Here is a 17,987-nt window from a genome sequence, read left to right as displayed (position 1 = left end):
CAGGCCCGAGCACATGATCCCCGACGCGCACGACCCTGCCAGGAAGCACCCGCCGATGATGACCACGGCCGACCTGTCGCTGCGCTTCGACCCGGCGTACGAGCAGATCTCGCGCCGCTTCCACGCCGACCCGCAGGCGTTCGCCGACGCCTTCGCGCGCGCCTGGTTCAAGCTGACGCACCGCGACATGGGGCCGCGCTCGCGCTACCTCGGCAAGCTGGTGCCGGCCGAAGAGCTGATCTGGCAGGACCCGGTGCCCGCCGTCGACCACGCGCTGGTCGACGCCGCGGACATCGCGGCACTGAAGGCGCAGGTGCTGGCCTCGGGCCTGTCGACGGCGCAGCTGGTGCGCACCGCGTGGGCGTCGGCGTCGACCTTCCGCGGCAGCGACAAGCGCGGCGGCGCCAACGGCGCGCGCATCCGCCTGGCGCCGCAGAAGGACTGGGCCGTCAACGACCCGGCCGAGCTGGCCCGCGTGCTGGCCACGCTGGAGGGCATCCAGCAGGACTTCAACGCCCGAGCCTCCGGCGGCAAGAAGGTCTCGCTGGCCGACCTGATCGTGCTGGCCGGCAACGCCGCCGTCGAAGCCGCGGCGAAGCGGGCCGGTCACGACGTCACGGTGCCGTTCTCGCCGGGGCGCACCGACGCGTCGCAGGCGCAGACCGACGTCGAGTCGTTCGCGGTGCTCGAGCCGCACGCCGACGGCTTCCGCAACCACGCGCTCCCGGGCCTGGAGCGCGTGGCCGCCGAGCTGCTGGTCGACAAGGCGCAGCTGCTGACGCTGACCGCGCCCGAGATGACAGTGCTCGTGGGCGGCCTGCGCGCGCTGGGCGCCAACGCGGGCGGCAGTGCGCACGGCGTGTTCACGCAGCGCCCCGGCGCGCTGAGCAACGACTTCTTCGTCAACCTGCTCGACATGGGCACGGCGTGGCAGAAGGCGGGCGACGGCGGCGTGTTCGAAGGGCGCGACCGCCGCAGCGGCGAGCCGAAGTGGACCGCCACCGTCGTCGACCTGGTGTTCGGCTCGAACTCGCAGCTGCGCGCGCTGGCCGAGGTCTACGCCAGCGCCGACGCGCAGGGCCGCTTCGTGCAGGACTTCGTCGCCGCCTGGGCCAAGGTGATGCACCTCGACCGTTTCGACCTGGCTTGACGTGACGGCTTGACAGCCCGCAGGCCCGCCCTAGAGTGAACACCGGGCCGCGCCGCCGCCGTGGCGTGCGCCGGCCCGGGAGGCCTGCCATGGACAGCCTGAAGATCGAACGCGACGGCAGCGACCTCGTCGTGCGCATCGTCGGCCCGGTGCACGATGCGCAGGGCTTCCACGACGCGGTGAAGGCGTGCCGCCGCACCGGGGTGTGGTCGTGCCCCAGCGGCGAGTGCGTGCGCATCGAGCGCTGCGACGTGCAACACGAAGGCGACACCGTCGTGCTGCGCCTGACCCCGCCGGCCGGCCAGACCCTGTCGAGCGCCGGCATCGACGAGTGCGTGCGCTACGTCATCGCCAAGCCGGCGGGCAGCACCCGCGGCTGAGCCCGCTGCAATCCGACGGCGCCGTGCGCGCCGCGTCGGATCACCGACGCGACCCGCTACTTGGTCAGCCCTTCGGCCTTCAGCGCCTCCTGCACCGCCGGACGCGCAGCCATGCGGGCCATGAAGGCGCTCAGGTACTTCAGCCCCGCGATGTCCACACCGACGTGCCGACCCCAGCCGGCGACGACGAACAGGTACGCGTCGGGCACGCTGAACTGCGAGCCCATCAGGTAGTCGCGCCCCTCGAGCTGGGCGTCGACCCACTTCAGCCGCTCGGCAAGCCGCGTGCGCGCGAGCGCCTTGGCCTCTTCCGGCATGGCCGGGTTGAACAGCGGCGAGAAGCCCTTGTGCAGTTCGGTCGAGATGAAGTTCAGCCACTCGATCGCGCGGTAGCGCTCCATCGTGCCCCATGCCGGGATCAGCTTCCTGTCGGGCACCTGATCGGCGACGTACTGGACGATCGCCGGGCCCTCGTGCAGACGCTGGCCGTCGTCGAGCTCGAGCAGCGGCACGTAGCCCAGCGGGTTGATCGTGTAGAAGTCCGTGCCGTCGGCGAGCTTCTTGGTCTTGGTGCTGGCGACCACCGGCTGGAACGGGATCCCGGCTTCGCGCAGCACGATGTGCGGGCTGAGCGAGCAGGCGCCGGGGCTGTAGTAGAGCTTCAAGTGCAATCTCCTGGGTGAATGGGACCAGCGGCCGACCTTAGACGGCCCGCGACAGCGGCACGTCGAAAAGGTCTGAACGCAGGGTTCGATCCGCTTGTCGACGCCGGGCCGACGCCGCGCGGCGTGATGAAATCCACCCGATGACGCCACAGGAGTTCGCCGCCAAGTGGGCCGCCGGGGCACCGGCGCAGCAACTCGGCGAACGAGCGGGGGCGCAGGCGCACTTCATCGACCTGTGCCGCGTGCTCGGCGTGCCCGAACCGGGCGACCCCGACACCTACTGCTTCGAACGCGGCCTGACCAAGACCGGCAGCGCCGCCGGCCGCACCGACGGCTTCGCCGACGTCTGGCTGCGTGGCCACTTCGCGTGGGAGTACAAGAGCCCCGGCGCCAGCCTCTCGGGCGCGCTGCGCCAGCTGATGATGTACGCGCTGCCGCTGGAAAGCCCGCCGCTGCTCGTCGTCAGCGACCGGCGCGTGGTCGAGATCCACACCCATTTCACCGGCACGCCCAGCGAATGCCACCGCGTCGAGCTGGCGCACATCGCCCGCCCCGAGGTGCAGCAGACGCTGCGCCGGCTGTGGACCGCGCCGCAGAGCTTCCGCCCGCGCGTGAGCAATCGCGAGATCACCGAGGCCGCGGCGCGCACCTTCGCCGGCACCGCCGAGCGCCTGCGCGCCGCGGGCGTCGCGCCGCAGCAGGTGAGCCACTTCCTCACCCAGTGCGTGTTCTGCTTCTTCGCCGAGGACACCGCGCTGCTGCCCGAGCGTCTGTTCGAGCGCCTGCTGCGCGCGCCGGTGCCGGCCGCGGCGCTGCAGGCCCAGCTGCAGCGGCTGTTCGAGACCATGCGCGGCGGCGGCCTGTTCGGTGTCGACGCCGTGCCCTGGTTCAACGGCGGCCTGTTCGCCGAGGTGGCGGTGCCGGTGCTGGCCGAGCCCGACGTGGCCGCGCTGCGCGAGGCCAGCACGCTGGACTGGAGCGCCATCGACCCCAGCATCTTCGGCACGCTGTTCGAGCGCGGGCTGGACCCGGCGCAGCGCGCGCAGCTGGGCGCGCATTACACCGACCCGGCCACCATCATGCGCCTGGTCGAGCCCGTGGTGCAGCGCCCGCTGCGGGCCGAATGGGCCGGCGTGCGCACCGCGGTCGAGAAGCACCTGGGCCGCAGCAGGCGCCACGGCGACAAGGCCTGGCGCGACGCGCAGGCCGCCTTCGTGGGCTTCCTGGAGCGGCTGAAGGCCTACCGCGTGCTGGACCCGGCCTGCGGCAGCGGCAACTTCCTGTACCTGGCGCTCAAGAGCCTGAAGGACCTGGAGCACCAGGTGAACCTGGAGGTCGAGGCCCTGGGCCTGGAGCGCCAGCACGACGTAACCGGCCCGCACAACGTGCTGGGCATCGAACTCAACGAATACGCCGCCGAACTGGCGCGCGTGACAGTGTGGATCGGCGAGCTCCAGTGGCGCATCCAGCGCGGCTACGGCTTCCGCACCCAGCCGGTGCTGGAGCCGCTGGACCACATCGAGTGCCGGGATGCGGTGCTGGCCGAGGACGGCACGCCGGCGGCCTGGCCAGTGGCCGATGCGGTGGTGGGGAATCCGCCGTTCGTGGGCGACAAGAAGATGCGCAGCGAACTGGGCGACGTCTACACCGAGCGCCTGCGCGCCGCCTATGCCGGACGTGTGCCGGGCGGGGCCGACCTGGTGTGCTACTGGTTCGAGCAGGCGCGGGCGATGATCGAGGCCGACACGCTGCAGAGGGCGGGGCTGGTGGCGACGAACTCGATCCGCGGCGGCGCCAACCGCGCGGTGCTCGACCGCATCGTGAAGACCACGCGCATCTTCGAGGCGTGGAGCGACGAGCCGTGGGTGAACCTGGGGGCGGCGGTGCGGGTGTCGTTGGTGGGGTTTGGCAAGTCGGGCGAAGTCGCACGACTCAATGGCAAAGACAGCGATTCGGGCATCAACGCCGACCTTTCCACCGCTGGTGAATCGGCCGCGGAGGTCGACCTCCCATCGGCCATGCCCTTGCCGCAGAACGCCGGCACATCGTTCTCAGGCATCCAAAAGACCGGACCGTTTGAGTTGCCGGGTGATGCAGCACGGGCTTGGTTGGCGCTGCCCAACCCAAACGGGAAACCGAACAGCGATGTGGTTCGACCGTGGTTCAACGGGCTGGACATCACCAGACGCAACCGCGACATGTGGATCGTGGACTTCGGCGCCGAAATGGCCGGAGGCGATGCGGCGCTCTACGAATTGCCGTTTGCGTTCGTCACCGAGCACGTGAAACCCACTCGCGTCGGAAAGCGCGAGGCTCGAACTAACGAGTGCTATTGGCTGTTCCAGTGGTCTCGCCCCGTGATGCGGCGAGCGATTGCACCTCTGCATCGGCATGTGGTCACGCCGGAGGTCTCCAAGCACCGTGTCTTCGACTGGTTGCCCGCCTCCGTGATTGCGGACAAGAACCTGGTCGTCATCGCCCGCGCCGACGACACCACCTTCGGCATCCTGCACAGCCGCCTGCACGAACTCTGGTCGCTGCGGCTGGGCACGTCGCTGGAAGATCGGCCGCGCTACACCCCCACCAGCACCTTCGAGACCTTCCCCTTCCCCGATAGCCTCACCCCCGCCGACACCGCCCACCAGCGCACCGAGACGCTGCCCGGCGGCGCCGTGATCCCGGCCAACCTGCCGGCCGACATCCGCCCGCACGCCGAAGCCATCGCCCGCGCCGCCGCGCGCCTGGTGGCGCTGCGCGACCGCTGGCTCAACCCGCCCGAATGGACCGAACGCGTGCCCGAGGTGGTGCCGCTGGGCATGACGAGTTCGCCCTACCCGGACCGCATCGTCGCCCGCCCCGGCCACGCGAAGGACCTGGCCAAACGCACGCTGACCAACCTCTACAACCAGCGCCCCGCCTGGCTGGCCGACGCCCACGCCGCGCTGGACGCCGCCGTGGCCGCGGCCTACGGCTGGACGGACTGGCACTCCGGGATGCCCGACGACGAGATCCTGCGCCGGCTGCTGGCGCTGAACCGGGCACGTGCGGCCACCTGAAGGTGTCGCGGCGTCGGGTCAGCGCATCAGCAGCAGGCTGGGCAGGGGCAGGCTGACGATGCGGGGATCGTCGGTGGCCGGCTCGTCGCCGAGCGTGACGATCAAGCCGAACGGCGCGTTGTAGTGCGACTTCTCGATGAAGGCACGTAGGCCGCGCGTGTCATCGTGCGCAATGCGGCGGCGGTATTTCACCTCCACCGGGATCCTTTGCTCGCCGATGGTCAGCACGAAGTCGACCTCCGGCTCCGCGCCGCGCTCCGGAAAGTAGGCCACGTCGAGGTTGACGATGGACTTGAAGAAGTGCCCGACCACGCTCTCGGCGATCCGGCCGGCCAGGTCCGTCAGATGCGGCGCCGCTTCGAGCCCCGCCGCGTCGATCGGGACCGACTCCTGCAGCCAGGCGGCGCGCAGGCTGTGGTCGGACAGCACGAGCTTGGCCGGCGACTTGCGCTTCTTCAGCCGCAACTCCAGCGGTTCGATGAGTCGCACGAGCAGTGCGCCGTCCAGGAACTTGAGGTACTGCAGGATCCGCTGCCAGCCGACATCGGTGTCGAGCGCGCGCCGGATCTCGTCGACATACAGCGCCTGGCGGGGCGACTGCCCGACGTAGCGGCAGGCGAGCCGGAACACTTCCTCGAGCAGGTGTTCGTCTCGCTTGACGCCGCGACTGCCCATGCGCAGGTCGTGCTGGATCGCGCGCCGGACGACGGTCTCGACGAGTTGGTCGGCCACCCGCTCCCAGGGCTCGTCGGCGGCCTTGTGCGCGACCGGGTAGCCGCCGCGCTGCGAAAACAGGGCGAAGGCGCGATCGCGCAGGACGCGGTGCGTCTCGCCATGCCCGCGCAGACCTGTCCAGAACGCCTTGTCCTTCAGTGGTCCGAGCCCGTTGGGGGGGTGGTAGGGATCGATGTGCCCCAGCCCGCGCAGGTCCACGATTTCGCGCAGCAGCAACGGGCCGAGCTCCAGCGTGTGGATGCGACCGGCCAGGCTGTCGCGCCCGGCCTCGATGCGCAGTGCCGAGCTGCCGGTGACCATTGCGCGCACCGGCTGGAGATCCACCAGATGCTTGAGCTGCGGAGCCCAATCGCGCAGGTTCTGCACTTCGTCCAGGAACAAGTACACCGGCTCGTTGCCCAGGCTGCCCAGCGGTGCGCCCAGCACATGGTCGGCATACCACCAGACGACCTCGAGGATGGGCTGGTCTCGCCGGTGCAGCGGCTTCACGTCGTCGAACTGGACGCGCAGGATCCTGCGCGGTTCGATGCCGGAGCGCAGCAGCTCGTCGATCACCTGCGCCTGGAGGGTGCTCTTGCCCACCTGGCGCGGCCCGCGCAGGACGACGACGGGCGCGAGCTGCGAGCGAAGGCCCCGCACGAGCGAGGCGTAGGCCCAGCGCCGCACCGGCTGCAGATTGGGCACCCCCCAGCCCTGCCACCACGGGTTCATGTCGCGCAGCAGCCGCTCCGACACGGGGTCGCGCAGGTCGAAAAGGGCTTGCTGTGAGGGCATCGGGCTGAACGGTGGTCACCGCCATGGGCGCGCGCTGCGGTGGCTCGCGGGATTGTGCCCGCGACACCGGGTGCCGTTGCGATCGCGTGTTCGCGCCGGGGGCGTGTCGTGGCTTGCGCCGTCGAACATCGCGCAAGCCCCGACACTTCGCACCGGCGGGCACGAAGGCGCCCGCCACGGGAGTTGACATGCACGACCCTGCCCCGCGCGCCGACACGCCGCCGCCGCTCACGACGATGCTCACCGCCTCAGCGCTGCGCGCCGCGATCACCGCGCTGACGCGCGCCGACGAACCGGCGCTGCTGCCCGGCCTGCTGGCGCAGGCCGCGCTCGATCCGGTGCAGGCCGACGCGGCACAGGCGATGGCGCTGCAGCTGGCGCGCGGCGTGCGCGAGCGCAGCCGCGACGGCGGCCGCGCCGGGCTGGTGCAGCAGCTGCTGCAGGAGTTCTCGCTGAGCTCGGGCGAGGGCGTGGCGCTGATGTGCCTGGCCGAGGCGCTGCTGCGCATCCCCGACGCCGCGACGCGCGATGCGCTGATCCGCGACAAGGTCGGCGAAGGCCCGGGCGTGGACTGGCAGCGCCACCTGGGCCACAGCCCGTCGCTGTTCGTCAACGCCGCCGCCTGGGGGCTGCTGCTGACCGGCAAGCTGGTGGCCACGCACAGCGACCGCGGGCTGGGCGCCACGCTGCGGCGCGTGGTGGCGCGCGGCGGCGAGCCGCTGATCCGCCGCGGCGTCGACCTGGCGATGCGCATGATGGGCGAGCAGTTCGTCACCGGCCAGACCATCGCGCAGGCGCTGCAGCGCGCGGCGCCGCGCGAGGCGCAGGGCTTCCGCTACAGCTACGACATGCTCGGCGAGGCGGCGCTGACCGCCGCCGACGCCGATCGCTACCATGCCGCGTACACGCACGCCATCGACGCCATCGGCGCCGCTGCGTACGCGCAGGCCGCTCAGGCGGCCGGCCGCGGCGGCGCGTGGTCCGGCCCCATCGACGGCCCCGGCATCTCGATCAAGCTGTCGGCGCTGCACGCGCGCTACGCGCGCGCGCAGGTCGAGCGCGTGACGGCCGAGCTGTACCCGCGCCTGCTCGCGCTGGCCACGCAGGCGCGGCGGCACGACATCGGGCTGAACATCGACGCCGAGGAGGCCGACCGGCTCGAGCTGTCGCTCGACCTGCTCGAGCGCCTGTGCGCCGAGCCGGCGCTGGCCGGCTGGGACGGGCTGGGTTTCGTGGTGCAGGCATACCAGAAGCGCTGCCCGGCGGTGGTCGACTGGATCGTCGACCTGGCGCGCCGCCACCGTCGCCGGCTGATGGTGCGGCTGGTCAAGGGCGCGTACTGGGACAGCGAGATCAAGCGCGCGCAGCTCGACGGCCAGGCCGGCTACCCGGTTTACACGCGAAAGCCGCACACCGACGTGGCCTACCTCGCCTGCGCGCGCAAGCTGCTGGCCGCGCCCGACGCGGTGTTCCCGCAGTTCGCCACGCACAACGCGCACACGCTGGCGGCCGTGCACGCGCTGGCCGACCCGGCGCGCTGGCAGCCGCGGCAGTACGAGTTCCAGTGCCTGCACGGCATGGGCGAGCCGCTGTACGAGCAGGTCGTGCCGGGCATACGCGACGGCCTGGCGCCGGCGCTGCGCCGTCCGTGCCGCGTCTACGCGCCGGTGGGCAGCCACGAGACGCTGCTCGCGTACCTGGTGCGCCGCCTGCTGGAAAACGGCGCCAACACCTCGTTCGTGCACCGCATCGCCGACGGCGGCGTGCCGCTCGAGGTGCTGGTCGAGGACCCGGTGTACACCGTGCACACCGCCGCCGAGCGCGAGGGCACGGTCGGCGCGCCGCACCCGGCGATCGCGCTGCCGCGTGCGCTGTACGGCGCGCAGCGCGCGAACTCGCTCGGGCTGGACCTGGCCGCGGAACCGGTGCTGGCCGCGCTGTCGGCGGCGTTCGCCGAACGACGCCGCTGGCGCTGCGCGCCGACCACCGCCGCCGGCGACGGCGCGTGGCAGCCGGTGTGCAACCCCGCCGACCCGCACGACGTGGTGGGCCAGGTGCGCGAGGCCGACGCCGGCGATGTACACGCCGCGCTGGACGCCGCGGTGCGCGCCGCGCCGGCGTGGGCGGCCACACCGGCGGCCGAACGCGCGGCGCGGCTCGACGCCGCCGCCGACCGCCTCGAGGCCGACACCGTCGCGCTGGTGCCGCTGCTGGTGCGCGAGGCGGGCAAGACCTGCGCCAACGCGGTGGCCGAGGTGCGCGAGGCGGTCGACTTCCTGCGCTACTACGCGGCGCAGGCGCGGCACGGCTTCGACGCCGCCACGCACGTGCCGCTGGGCCCGGTGGCGTGCATCAGCCCGTGGAACTTCCCGCTGGCGATCTTCACCGGCCAGGTGGCCGCGGCGCTGGCCGCCGGCAACGTGGTGCTGGCCAAGCCGGCCGAGCAGACGCCGCTGGCGGCCGCCGCGGCCGTCGACGCGCTGCACGCGGCCGGCGTGCAGCGCGATGCGCTGCAGCTGCTGCCCGGGCGCGGCGAGACGGTGGGCGCGGCGCTGGTGGCCGACGCGCGCGTGCAAGGCGTGTTGTTCACCGGATCGACCGAGGTCGCGCGCCTGCTGCAGCGCTCGCTGGCCTCTCGGCTGACCACGCACGGCCGGCCGGTGCCGCTGGTGGCCGAGACCGGCGGGCAGAACGCGCTGTTCGTCGACAGCTCGGCGCTGGCCGAGCAGGCGGTGGCCGACGTCGTCGCGTCGGCGTTCGACAGCGCCGGCCAGCGCTGCAGCGCGCTGCGCCTGCTGTGCGTGCAGGACGACGTCGCCGGGCGCCTCGTCGAGATGCTGCAGGGCGCGGCGCGCGAGCTGGCCGTCGGCGACCCGCGACGACTGGCCACCGACGTCGGCCCGGTGATCGACGCCGACGCGCGCGCCGCGATCGAGCGCCACGTCGAGGCCATGCAGCGTCGCGGCCACCGCGTCTGGCGCGCCGCGCTGCCCGCGGGGCCGGCCGGACACTTCGTCGCGCCGACGCTCATCGAGATCGAGCGCGTCGCCGACCTCGGGCGCGAGGTGTTCGGCCCGGTGCTGCACCTGCTGCGCTTTCGCCGCGACGAGCTGCCGCGCCTGCTCGACGCCGTCGCCGCCACCGGCTACGGCCTCACGCAGGGGGTGCACACGCGCATCGACGAGACGGTGGCGCAGGTGGTGGCGGCCACGCGCGCCGGCAACGTCTACGTCAACCGCAACATCGTCGGCGCGGTGGTCGGCGTGCAGCCGTTCGGCGGCGAGGGCCTGTCGGGCACCGGGCCGAAGGCCGGCGGCCCGCTGTACCTGCTGCGCCTGCTCGCCGAGCGCCCGGCGCTGGCGGCGCGGCAGGCGGTGCAGCGCTGCGGCGCGCCGGCCGCCGGTACCGTGCGCACGCCGGCGCCGGCGTCTGACGACAGCGACGACGGGGCCGGCGCGCTGGCGGCGCTGCGTGGCTGGGCGCTGACGCAGGGACGCGCCGCGCTGGCCGACGCGTGCGAACGGCTTCGCGCCGCGTCGCCGGTCACCGGCTGGCGCGTGCTGCCCGGGCCCACCGGCGAGGCCAACCTGTACGCGGTGCGCCCGCGCGGCCACGTGCTGTGCCTGGCCGAAGGCGATGCGGCGGGCGACGCCGACCGGCTGACCCAGCTGGCCGCCGTGCTCGCGGTCGGCGCGCAGGCGCTGTGGCCGGCCGACGCGCTGGCGCTGGCCGACCGGCTGCCGCCCGACGTGCGCGCGCGCATCACCCTGACCCAGGACTGGACGCGCCCCGACGTGCCGCTCGACGCGGTGCTGCACCACGGCGACGCGGCACAGCGCCTCGCGCTGGCCGCGGCGCTGGCCGGGCGGCCCGGCGCGATCGTCGGCTTGGTCGCGCTCGCGCCGGGCGACGCCGACGTGCCGCTCGAGCGCCTCGTGGTCGAACGATCGCTGAGCATCAACACCGCCGCCGCGGGCGGCAACGCGAGCCTGATGACGATCGAGTGACGAGGAGGAAGGCCGGGCGGTCAGCCGTCGAAGCCGGCGCCCAGCGCCTGCACGACCTCGCCGGCCGGCACGCCGTCGAAGCGCGGCGGATGCTGGCCGCACCACAGCGGCGAGAAGTCGTCGGCGCCGCGTGCCTCGGCCCAGGCGCGCAACGGCGCGATCGCCGCGGTGGCCAGCGGGAACGCCGGCGGCGCGTCGCTCATCGGGCCGAGCTCGCGCATCAGGCGGTTGACGATGCCGCGCGCCGGCCGCCCGGTGATCAGGTTGGTCAGCGCGGTGTGCGCCGCGCGCGGCGAGCGCAGCGCGGTGCGATGCAGTTCGGTGGTCGTCGCCTGCGGGCACAGCAGGAACGCGCTGCCGACCTGCACGCCGGCCGCGCCCAGCGCCATCGCGGCGCGCACGCCCGCGGCGTCGGCGATGCCGCCGGCGGCCAGCACCGGCAGCGCGACCGCGCGCACCACCTGCGGCAGCAGCGCGAACGTGCCGGCCTGCCGCGTCAGGTCGTCGTCGAGGAAGTGGCCGCGGTGGCCGCCGGCCTCGAGCCCCTGCGCGATGATCGCGTCGCAGCCTCGCGCGGCCAGCCAGCGCGCCTCGTCGACGGTGGTCGCCGAGCTCATCACGAGGCAACCCAGCGCCTTCACGCGCCCGAGCAGCGCCGGCTCGGGCAGGCCGAAGTGGAAGCTCACCACCGGCGGGCGCAGCGCCTCGACGACCTCGGCGGCGGCGGCGTCGAACGGCATGCGACCGGCCCCGGCGGGCACGGCCGCGACGTCGATGCCGGCCTCGGCGTGGAACGGCGCCAGCGCGGCGCGCCAGCGCGCCTCGCGCGCCGCGTCGACCGCCGGGGCGCGGTGGGCGAAGAAGTTCAGCGCCCACGGCAGCCGGTCGGCGCGCAGCGCGGCGGCCAGTGCGCCGGCCTCCTCGCGCAGCGCCGGCAGCGCGAACTGCGCCGAAGGCAGCGAGCCCAGCGCGCCGGCGCGCGACGCCGCGATGGCCAGCGCCGCACCCTGCACCCCGGCCATCGGCGCCTGCACCAGCGGCCAGCGCAGGCCCAGGCGCGAGCGGAACATGTCGGCGGCGGTCATGCGGGCGATTGTGGCGCTGCGCCGATCAACCTGCATCGCGGCAGGGGGTGAGGTCTTCTATACCCCACGTGGTATAAAGACGAACGACGCACGCAACGTGCCCCGAGGAGCGACGATGAGCAGCCATGCCCTGCCGAACCCGGCCCCGCCGGGCCCGATGGACCCCGACCGGCGCACGTGGCTGCTCGCCACCGGCGCGGCCGGCGGCGTCGCCGCCGTCGGCACCGCGGTGCCCTTCGTCGCGACGTTCACGCCCAGCGAGCGCGCCAAGGCGCTGGGCGCGTCGGTCGAGGTCGACATCGCCGACATCCCGCCCGGCGGCATGAAGACCGTCGAGTGGCGCGGCAAGCCGGTGTGGATCGTGCGCCGCACGCCCGAGATGATCGCCGCCGTCGAGCGGGCCGACCCCGAACTCGCCGACCCGCGGTCGGCGCGGCCGCAGCAGCCCGAGTACGCGCGCAACGCCACGCGCTCGATCGAGCCCGACGTGTTCGTCGCGGTGGGCATCTGCACGCACCTGGGCTGCTCGCCCACCGCGGTGCCCGCCGGCAGCGCCAACCCCGGCGTCGGTGCCGACTGGCCCGGCGGCTTCTTCTGCCCGTGCCACGGATCGACCTTCGACGGCGCCGGGCGCGTGTACAAGAACAAGCCCGCGCCGACCAACCTCGAGGTCCCGCCGCACCGCTATGTGGGCGCCAGCCGGCTGCTGATCGGCGACGACGACGCGGCGGCCGCGTGACGAACCGCCCGCCATCGCAGCCTCACCCGGTGCGCGACGCGCAGCGGCCATGACCGCGCGCATCACCGTGCTCGGCGCGGGCTTCGCGGCGCTGTCGACGGTGCGCGCGCTGCGCCGGCGCGACCGCGACGCCGAGATCACGCTGGTGGCGCCGCGCGCCGAGCTGCACTACCTGCCGGGCATCATCTGGATCCCCAGCGGGCTGCGCCGGCGCGAGCAGCTGGTGGTGCCGCTGCAGCGCTTCCTGCGCCGCCATCGCGTGCGCTTCGTCGCCGCCGAGGCCACGGGGCTGGCCGACCGCGGCCGCGTCGTGCACACCAGCGCCGGCGACGTCGCCAACGACGCGCTCGTCATCGCCACCGGCGGACGCTTCCTGAGGAAGCTGCCGGGCATCGAACACGCGATCACGCCGTGCGAAGGCGTGGCCAGCGCCGAGCGCATCCGCGACCGGCTCGCGGCGATGAACGGCGGCACGATCGCGGTGGGCTTCGCCGGCAACCCGAACGAGCCCAGCGCGGTGCGCGGCGGGCCGATGTTCGAGTTCCTGTTCGGCATCGACCGCCAGCTGCGACGCGAAGGCCGGCGCGAGCGCTTCGAGCTGGTGTTCTTCAGCCCCGCCGCCGAGCCGGGCAACCGCCTGGGCCCGAAGGCGGTGGCGCACCTGCTGGCCGAGATGGCGCGGCGCGGCATCCGCACCCACCTGGGGCACAAGCTCGAACGCCTCGACGCCGACCGCGTGACCACCGCAGGCGGCGGCTTCGCCGCCGACCTGATCCTGTTCATGCCGGGCATGACCGGCAACGCCTGGTTCGACGCCACCGACCTGCCGCGCTCGCCGGGCGGGCTGGTGCAGGCCGACGCACACTGCCGCGTGCCCGGCTGGCCGCGCGTGTACGTGGTCGGCGACTCGGGCAGCTTCCCCGGGCCCGACTGGATGCCCAAGCAGGCGCACATGGCCGACCTGCAGGCCGCGGCCGCGGCCGCGAACCTGCTCGGCGACCTGGCGGGCGACGACTGCCGCGCCACCTTCAAGGTCGAGCTGGTGTGCATCGTCGACGCGCTCGACCGCGGCACGCTGGTCTACCGCAGCGAACGCCGCAACGTGCTGCTGCCGCCGTCGCGCCTGCTGCACTGGGCCAAGCGGCTGTTCGAGTGGCACTACCTGCGTGCGTACCGCTGACGCGCCGGCGTACCATGCGTCGAGGCGCGGCACGGCGCGCGCCGTGCGTCGAGGCGCCGCGATGCCGCTGGCCGAACCGTTCGAACGCCACACCGACCGCTGCGAGGCCTGGTTCGGCCGCCACGGCGCGGCCTGCGCCAGCGGACTGCCGGCGATGCCCGCGCAGACGCTGACCGGCACCGTGGCCGCGGTGCGCGACATCGAACCGGTGCGCCCGGGCTGCGGCGCCGGTGCGTTCGCCGTCGTCGCGGCGCGCAGCGACCAGTGACGACGGCCGCCGCACTGGTCGACGCGGCGCACCGGCTGTCGCACGCGGTCGACCGCCTGCGCTTCGCGGCGCCGGTGACGCACGTGCTCAACCCGCTCGACTACGCGTGGGACGTGCACCGCCGCTACCTCGAGCGCTACGGCGACGGCCGCCGCCGCGTGCTCTTCGTCGGCATGAACCCGGGCCCGTTCGGCATGGCGCAGACCGGCGTGCCGTTCGGCGAGGTGGCCGCGGTGCGTGACTGGCTCGCGCTCGCGGGCCCCGTCGGCCAGCCGCGCAGGCCCCACCCGAAGCGCCCGGTGATGGGCTTCGACTGCCCGCGCGCCGAAGTCAGCGGCCAGCGGCTGTGGGGGCTGTTCCGCGCGCGCTTCGGCACGCCGCAGGCCTTCTTCGCCGGGCACTTCGTTGCCAACTACTGCCCGCTGGTGTTCTTCGTCGGCGCGCGCAACCTCACGCCCGACAAGCTGCCCGCGGCCGAGCAGCGCCCGCTGCTCGCCGCGTGCGACGCGCACCTGCGTGCGCTGGTCGACGCGCTGGCGCCCGAGTGGGTGGTCGGCGTCGGCCAGTGGGCGCACGCGCGCGCCGCAGCGGCGCTGGCCGACGTGCGCGGGCTGCGCATCGGCCGCATGCTGCACCCCAGCCCGGCCAGCCCCGCGGCCAACCGCGGCTGGGCCGACGCGGCGACGCGACAGCTCGTCGAGCTGGGCGTGTGGCGCGGCTGAGCGGGGCGGCGCTGCGCGCGATCGCGTTCAGCCCCGCTCCCACGCGTGATAACGCGCCACCCAGTCCAGCAGCTTCTGCGGCGCGTGCGCGCGCTTCCACGCGCCGGCGGCGTGCTTGTTCGCCTCGGCCAGCGTCGGGTAGGTGTGGATCGTGCCCAGGATCTTGTTCAGCCCCAGGCCGTGTTTCATCGCCAGCACGTACTCGGCCAGCAGGTCGCCGGCGTGTTCGCCGACGATGGTCACGCCGAGGATGCGGTCCTTGCCCGGCACCGTCAGCACCTTGACGAAGCCGTGCGCGGTGCCGTCGACGATCGCACGGTCGAGGTCGTCGATGCCGTAGCGCGTCACCTCGACGGCGATGCCCTGCTCGCGCGCCTCGGCCTCCGACAGGCCCACGCGCGCGACCTCCGGGTCGGTGAACGTCGTCCACGGGATCACGCGGTAGTCGACCCTGAAACGCCCGAAGCGCCCGAACAGCGCGTTGACCGCGGCGTACCACGCCTGGTGTGCGGCGACGTGCGTGAACTGCAACGGGCCCGCGACGTCGCCCACCGCGTAGACGTTCGGGACGCGCGTGCGCAGCCAGGCGTCGGTCTCGATCGCCTTCCCCGGCGCCGGCGCGATGCCCAGCGCCTCGAGCCCGTAGCCGCTCACGCGCGGGCTGCGTCCGACCGCGCACAGCAGTTCGTCGTACGCGACCACGACCTGCCGGCCTTCGTGCCGCGCGACGAGCCGCTTCTCGCCGTCGACCACCTCGACGCGCACCGCCTCGTGGCCGGTGAGCACCGCCACGCCGTCGTCGCGCAGCGCGGCGGCCACCCGTTGCGACACCTCGGGGTCCTCGCGCCCGAGCAGGCGCGGCGCCATCTCGACCTGCGTGACCTGCGATCCGAGCCGCGCGAAGGCCTGCGCCAGCTCGCAGCCGATCGGCCCGCCGCCGAGCACCAGCAGTCGCCTCGGCAGCACGCGCAGGCCCCACAGCGTCTCGCTGGTCAGGCAGCCGGCCTCGCGCAGCCCCGGGATCGGCGGCACGAAGGGGGCGGCGCCGGCGGCGACGACGATGCTGCGCGTGGTCAGCGTGCGCGTGCCGCCGTCGTGCAGCCGCACCTGCACCGTCCACGGGCTGGTGATGCGCGCGTGGCCCTGCAGCACCTCGACGCCCAGGCCGGCGTAGCGCTCGACCGAGTCGTGCGGCGCGATGTCGCCGATCACGCGCTGCACGCGCTGCATCACCGCGGCGAAGTCGACCTCGCCTTGCACGTCCTTCAGGCCCAGCGAGGCGGCGTCGCGCAGCTGCCGCGCCAGCCTGGCCGAGCGGATCAGCGCCTTGCTCGGCACGCAGCCGGTGTTCAGGCAGTCGCCTCCCATGCGGTGGCCCTCGACCAGGGTCACCTCGGCCCTCACGGCCGCGCCGATGTAGGCCGACACCAGCCCGCCGGCGCCGGCGCCGATGACCACCAGGTCGCGCTCGAAGCGCTTCGGCCGCGGCCACTTCGCATAGACCTTGCGTTGCTGCAGCCAGCCGACGCCCGCCCGGGCGACGAAGGGGAACAGCCCCAGCAGCACGAAGCTGCCCAGCAGCGCCGGCGACAGGATGTCGCGCGCCGACGCGATCGACGCCAGCTGCGTGCCGGCGTTCACGTACACCGCGGTGCCCGGCAGCATGCCGAGCTGGCTGACCACGTAGTAGCGCAGCGCGGTGATCGGCGTCAGCCCCATCAGCAGGTTGATCAGCCAGAACGGGAACACCGGCACCAGGCGCAGCGTCAGCAGGTACAGCGCACCGTCGCGTCGCACGCCGTCGTTGATCGGTGCCAGCGACGCGCCGAAGCGCGACTGCACCGCGTCGCGCAGCAGGTGGCGCGCGACCAGGAACGCCAGCAGCGCGCCCAGGCTGGACGCGAAGCTGACCACCACCAGCCCCACACCCAGCCCGAACATCGCGCCGGCGGCCAGCGTCAGCACCAGCGCGCCGGGGATCGACAGCGCCGTGGCCGCCACGTAGACCGCGAAGAACGCCGCCAGCGTCGCGGCCGGGCGCGCCTGGTACGCGCCGACCAGCGCGTCGCGGCTGGCCTTGAGCTGCTCGAACGTGAGCAGCGCGCCGAGGTCGAAGTGCAGGTAGGCCCAGGCGGCGGCGATCGCGGCGGCGCCGGCCCCGAGCCACAGCGCGCGGCGCGACCGCGCGGCCATCACGCCGCCCCGGCGGGCGGCGCCTCGGCCGGTTGCACCCCCCCCCCCCGCGCCCCGCCGCAGCTGCTGCCCTGGCCGGCGGTGCAGCCGTAGCAGTGGTCGGCCACGCGGATCGCCTCGCCGGCCGGGTCGTGGCGCAGCAGGTCGCGCAGGTGCGCGCGCGGCCGCCCGGCCAGGCGCGCGGGCAGCCCGAGCATCTGGTTGAAGTCGCAGTCGTACAGGTCACCGCGCCAGTCAACGCTGACCAGTTCGCGGCACATCACGGTGTCGAGGTTGTCGTCGCGATGCGCGCTGCGCAGCAGCGCCATGTAAGCGGCGAACGTGCCCTTGCTGACGAGCGTGCTGCCGAAGCGCCGGATCGGCATGTTGGCCAGCGCGAACAGGCGGTCGAAGCGGATGCCGAAGTGCGCCATCAGCTCGCGCTTGTAGTCGGCCTCGAGCGCCGCCTGCGGCGGCGGCAGCGACGGGCCCTGCGGGTTGTAGACGAGGTTCAGCACGAGCGCACCGCCGTCGCCGTAGCCGAGCGCGTTGAGCCGGCGCAGCCCCGCGATGCTGCGCCCGAACACGCCGTCGCCGCGCTGGCGGTCGACGTTGGCCGGTGAATAGCAAGGCAGCGACGCGGTGACCTCCACGCCGTGCGCCGCGAGGAACCCCGCCAGGTCCTCCTGCCCGGGCTCGGACAGGATGGTCAGGTTGCAGCGGTCGATCACGCGCACGCCGAGCGCGCGCGCCGACGCCGTCAGGCGGCGGAACTGCGGGTTCAGCTCGGGCGCACCGCCGGTGAGGTCCAGCGTGGCCACGCGGCGGGCGCGCAGCACCTCGAGCAGCAGGTCGACCGTCGCGGCGTCCATCGCCTCGGTGCGGTTCGGCCCGGCGTCGACGTGACAGTGCAGGCAGCGCTGGTTGCAGCGGTAGCCCAGGTTGACCTGTAGCGTGTCGAGGCGACGCCGGCGCAGCGGCGGGAAGTCGGTGTCGGCGAGCAGCGGCAGCGTGTCGTGCATGTCGGGGTGGCGGTCGCAGGGCGTGGGTGGCA

13 protein-coding genes are annotated in these 17,987 nt (G+C 73.8%); 8 read left to right on the top strand and 5 right to left on the bottom strand.

What is annotated here, in order from left to right:
- On the top strand, positions 1 to 1,150 hold a 1,150-nt coding region (locus tag PKC53_RS02855; RefSeq protein WP_324426097.1), incomplete at its 5' end, for a peroxidase family protein.
- Positions 1,151 to 1,239: 89 nt separating this feature from the next.
- Positions 1,240 to 1,530 (top strand): hypothetical protein, encoded by a 291-nt coding sequence (locus PKC53_RS02850; protein ID WP_324426095.1) that lies wholly within the window; start codon positions 1,240 to 1,242, stop codon positions 1,528 to 1,530.
- A 56-nt stretch (positions 1,531 to 1,586) separates the two neighbouring features.
- Here PKC53_RS02850 and gstA read toward each other — a convergent pair whose 3' ends face one another.
- On the bottom strand, positions 1,587 to 2,195 hold the full coding sequence (gstA, locus tag PKC53_RS02845; protein ID WP_324426093.1) for a glutathione transferase GstA: 609 nt from the start codon (positions 2,193 to 2,195) through the stop codon (positions 1,587 to 1,589).
- A gap of 242 nt (positions 2,196 to 2,437) precedes the next feature.
- On the opposite strand from gstA, the gene PKC53_RS02840 reads away from it, so the two are divergent.
- Positions 2,438 to 5,251, top strand: coding sequence for a DNA methyltransferase (locus PKC53_RS02840; protein ID WP_324426091.1), 2,814 nt, complete (start codon positions 2,438 to 2,440; stop codon positions 5,249 to 5,251).
- Positions 5,252 to 5,269: 18 nt separating this feature from the next.
- Here the strand turns inward: PKC53_RS02840 and PKC53_RS02835 are convergent, their stop codons facing one another.
- On the bottom strand, positions 5,270 to 6,760 hold the full coding sequence (locus PKC53_RS02835) for an ATP-binding protein (RefSeq protein WP_324426089.1): 1,491 nt from the start codon (positions 6,758 to 6,760) through the stop codon (positions 5,270 to 5,272).
- A 188-nt stretch (positions 6,761 to 6,948) separates the two neighbouring features.
- Between PKC53_RS02835 and putA the strand changes: the two genes are divergently transcribed.
- Positions 6,949 to 10,767, top strand: coding sequence for a trifunctional transcriptional regulator/proline dehydrogenase/L-glutamate gamma-semialdehyde dehydrogenase (gene putA, locus PKC53_RS02830; RefSeq protein WP_324426087.1), 3,819 nt, complete (start codon positions 6,949 to 6,951; stop codon positions 10,765 to 10,767).
- A 20-nt stretch (positions 10,768 to 10,787) separates the two neighbouring features.
- On the opposite strand, the gene PKC53_RS02825 is transcribed toward putA, so the two are convergent.
- On the bottom strand, positions 10,788 to 11,852 hold the full coding sequence (locus PKC53_RS02825; protein WP_324426085.1) for a DUF561 domain-containing protein: 1,065 nt from the start codon (positions 11,850 to 11,852) through the stop codon (positions 10,788 to 10,790).
- 115 nt (positions 11,853 to 11,967) lie between these two features.
- Here PKC53_RS02825 and petA point away from each other — a divergent pair, with 115 nt between their 5' ends.
- The 4 genes from petA to PKC53_RS02805 all read left to right on the top strand — a co-directional run bounded on the left by petA (position 11,968) and on the right by PKC53_RS02805 (position 14,761).
- Positions 11,968 to 12,591 carry a ubiquinol-cytochrome c reductase iron-sulfur subunit gene (gene petA, locus PKC53_RS02820; RefSeq protein ID WP_324426083.1) on the top strand — a complete coding sequence of 208 codons (624 nt, stop codon included), beginning with the start codon at positions 11,968 to 11,970 and terminating at the stop codon, positions 12,589 to 12,591.
- A gap of 49 nt (positions 12,592 to 12,640) precedes the next feature.
- Entirely contained in the window at positions 12,641 to 13,771 is a 1,131-nt protein-coding gene (locus PKC53_RS02815) for an FAD-dependent oxidoreductase (protein WP_324426081.1), read from the top strand.
- 61 nt (positions 13,772 to 13,832) lie between these two features.
- Entirely contained in the window at positions 13,833 to 14,039 is a 207-nt protein-coding gene (locus tag PKC53_RS02810) for a hypothetical protein (protein WP_324426079.1), read from the top strand.
- Entirely contained in the window at positions 14,036 to 14,761 is a 726-nt protein-coding gene (locus PKC53_RS02805; protein WP_324426077.1) for a uracil-DNA glycosylase family protein, read from the top strand. Before PKC53_RS02810 ends, PKC53_RS02805 begins: the two co-directional genes overlap by 4 nt.
- A 27-nt stretch (positions 14,762 to 14,788) precedes the next feature.
- Here the strand turns inward: PKC53_RS02805 and PKC53_RS02800 are convergent, their stop codons facing one another.
- Positions 14,789 to 16,954 carry an FAD-dependent oxidoreductase gene (locus tag PKC53_RS02800; protein WP_324426074.1) on the bottom strand — a complete coding sequence of 722 codons (2,166 nt, stop codon included), beginning with the start codon at positions 16,952 to 16,954 and terminating at the stop codon, positions 14,789 to 14,791.
- Positions 16,954 to 17,955 carry an arsenosugar biosynthesis radical SAM (seleno)protein ArsS gene (gene arsS, locus PKC53_RS02795; protein WP_324426072.1) on the bottom strand — a complete coding sequence of 334 codons (1,002 nt, stop codon included), beginning with the start codon at positions 17,953 to 17,955 and terminating at the stop codon, positions 16,954 to 16,956. The genes PKC53_RS02800 and arsS overlap by 1 nt, the downstream gene beginning before the upstream one ends.
- Positions 17,956 to 17,987: the final 32 nt, after the last annotated feature.

Origin of the sequence: Azohydromonas sp. (genome assembly GCF_035325925.1) — a bacterium.
GTDB lineage: Bacteria > Pseudomonadota > Gammaproteobacteria > Burkholderiales > Burkholderiaceae_C > Calidifontimicrobium.
Note: the sequence above shows the minus strand (reverse complement) of the source record. Positions and strands in the feature narration are given on the sequence as shown.

Excerpts from the sequence above, each read along its gene's own strand:
- PKC53_RS02850 (WP_324426095.1), top strand. The coding sequence starts at position 1,240 with ATGGACAGCCTGAAGATCGAACGCGACGGCAGCGACCTCGTCGTGCGC.
- PKC53_RS02835 (WP_324426089.1), bottom strand. The coding sequence starts at position 6,760 with ATGCCCTCACAGCAAGCCCTTTTCGACCTGCGCGACCCCGTGTCGGAG.
- putA (WP_324426087.1), top strand. The coding sequence starts at position 6,949 with ATGCACGACCCTGCCCCGCGCGCCGACACGCCGCCGCCGCTCACGACG.
- PKC53_RS02825 (WP_324426085.1), bottom strand. The coding sequence starts at position 11,852 with ATGACCGCCGCCGACATGTTCCGCTCGCGCCTGGGCCTGCGCTGGCCG.
- petA (WP_324426083.1), top strand. The coding sequence starts at position 11,968 with ATGAGCAGCCATGCCCTGCCGAACCCGGCCCCGCCGGGCCCGATGGAC.
- PKC53_RS02815 (WP_324426081.1), top strand. The coding sequence starts at position 12,641 with ATGACCGCGCGCATCACCGTGCTCGGCGCGGGCTTCGCGGCGCTGTCG.
- PKC53_RS02810 (WP_324426079.1), top strand. The coding sequence starts at position 13,833 with ATGCCGCTGGCCGAACCGTTCGAACGCCACACCGACCGCTGCGAGGCC.
- PKC53_RS02800 (WP_324426074.1), bottom strand. The coding sequence starts at position 16,954 with ATGGCCGCGCGGTCGCGCCGCGCGCTGTGGCTCGGGGCCGGCGCCGCC.
- arsS (WP_324426072.1), bottom strand. The coding sequence starts at position 17,955 with ATGCACGACACGCTGCCGCTGCTCGCCGACACCGACTTCCCGCCGCTG.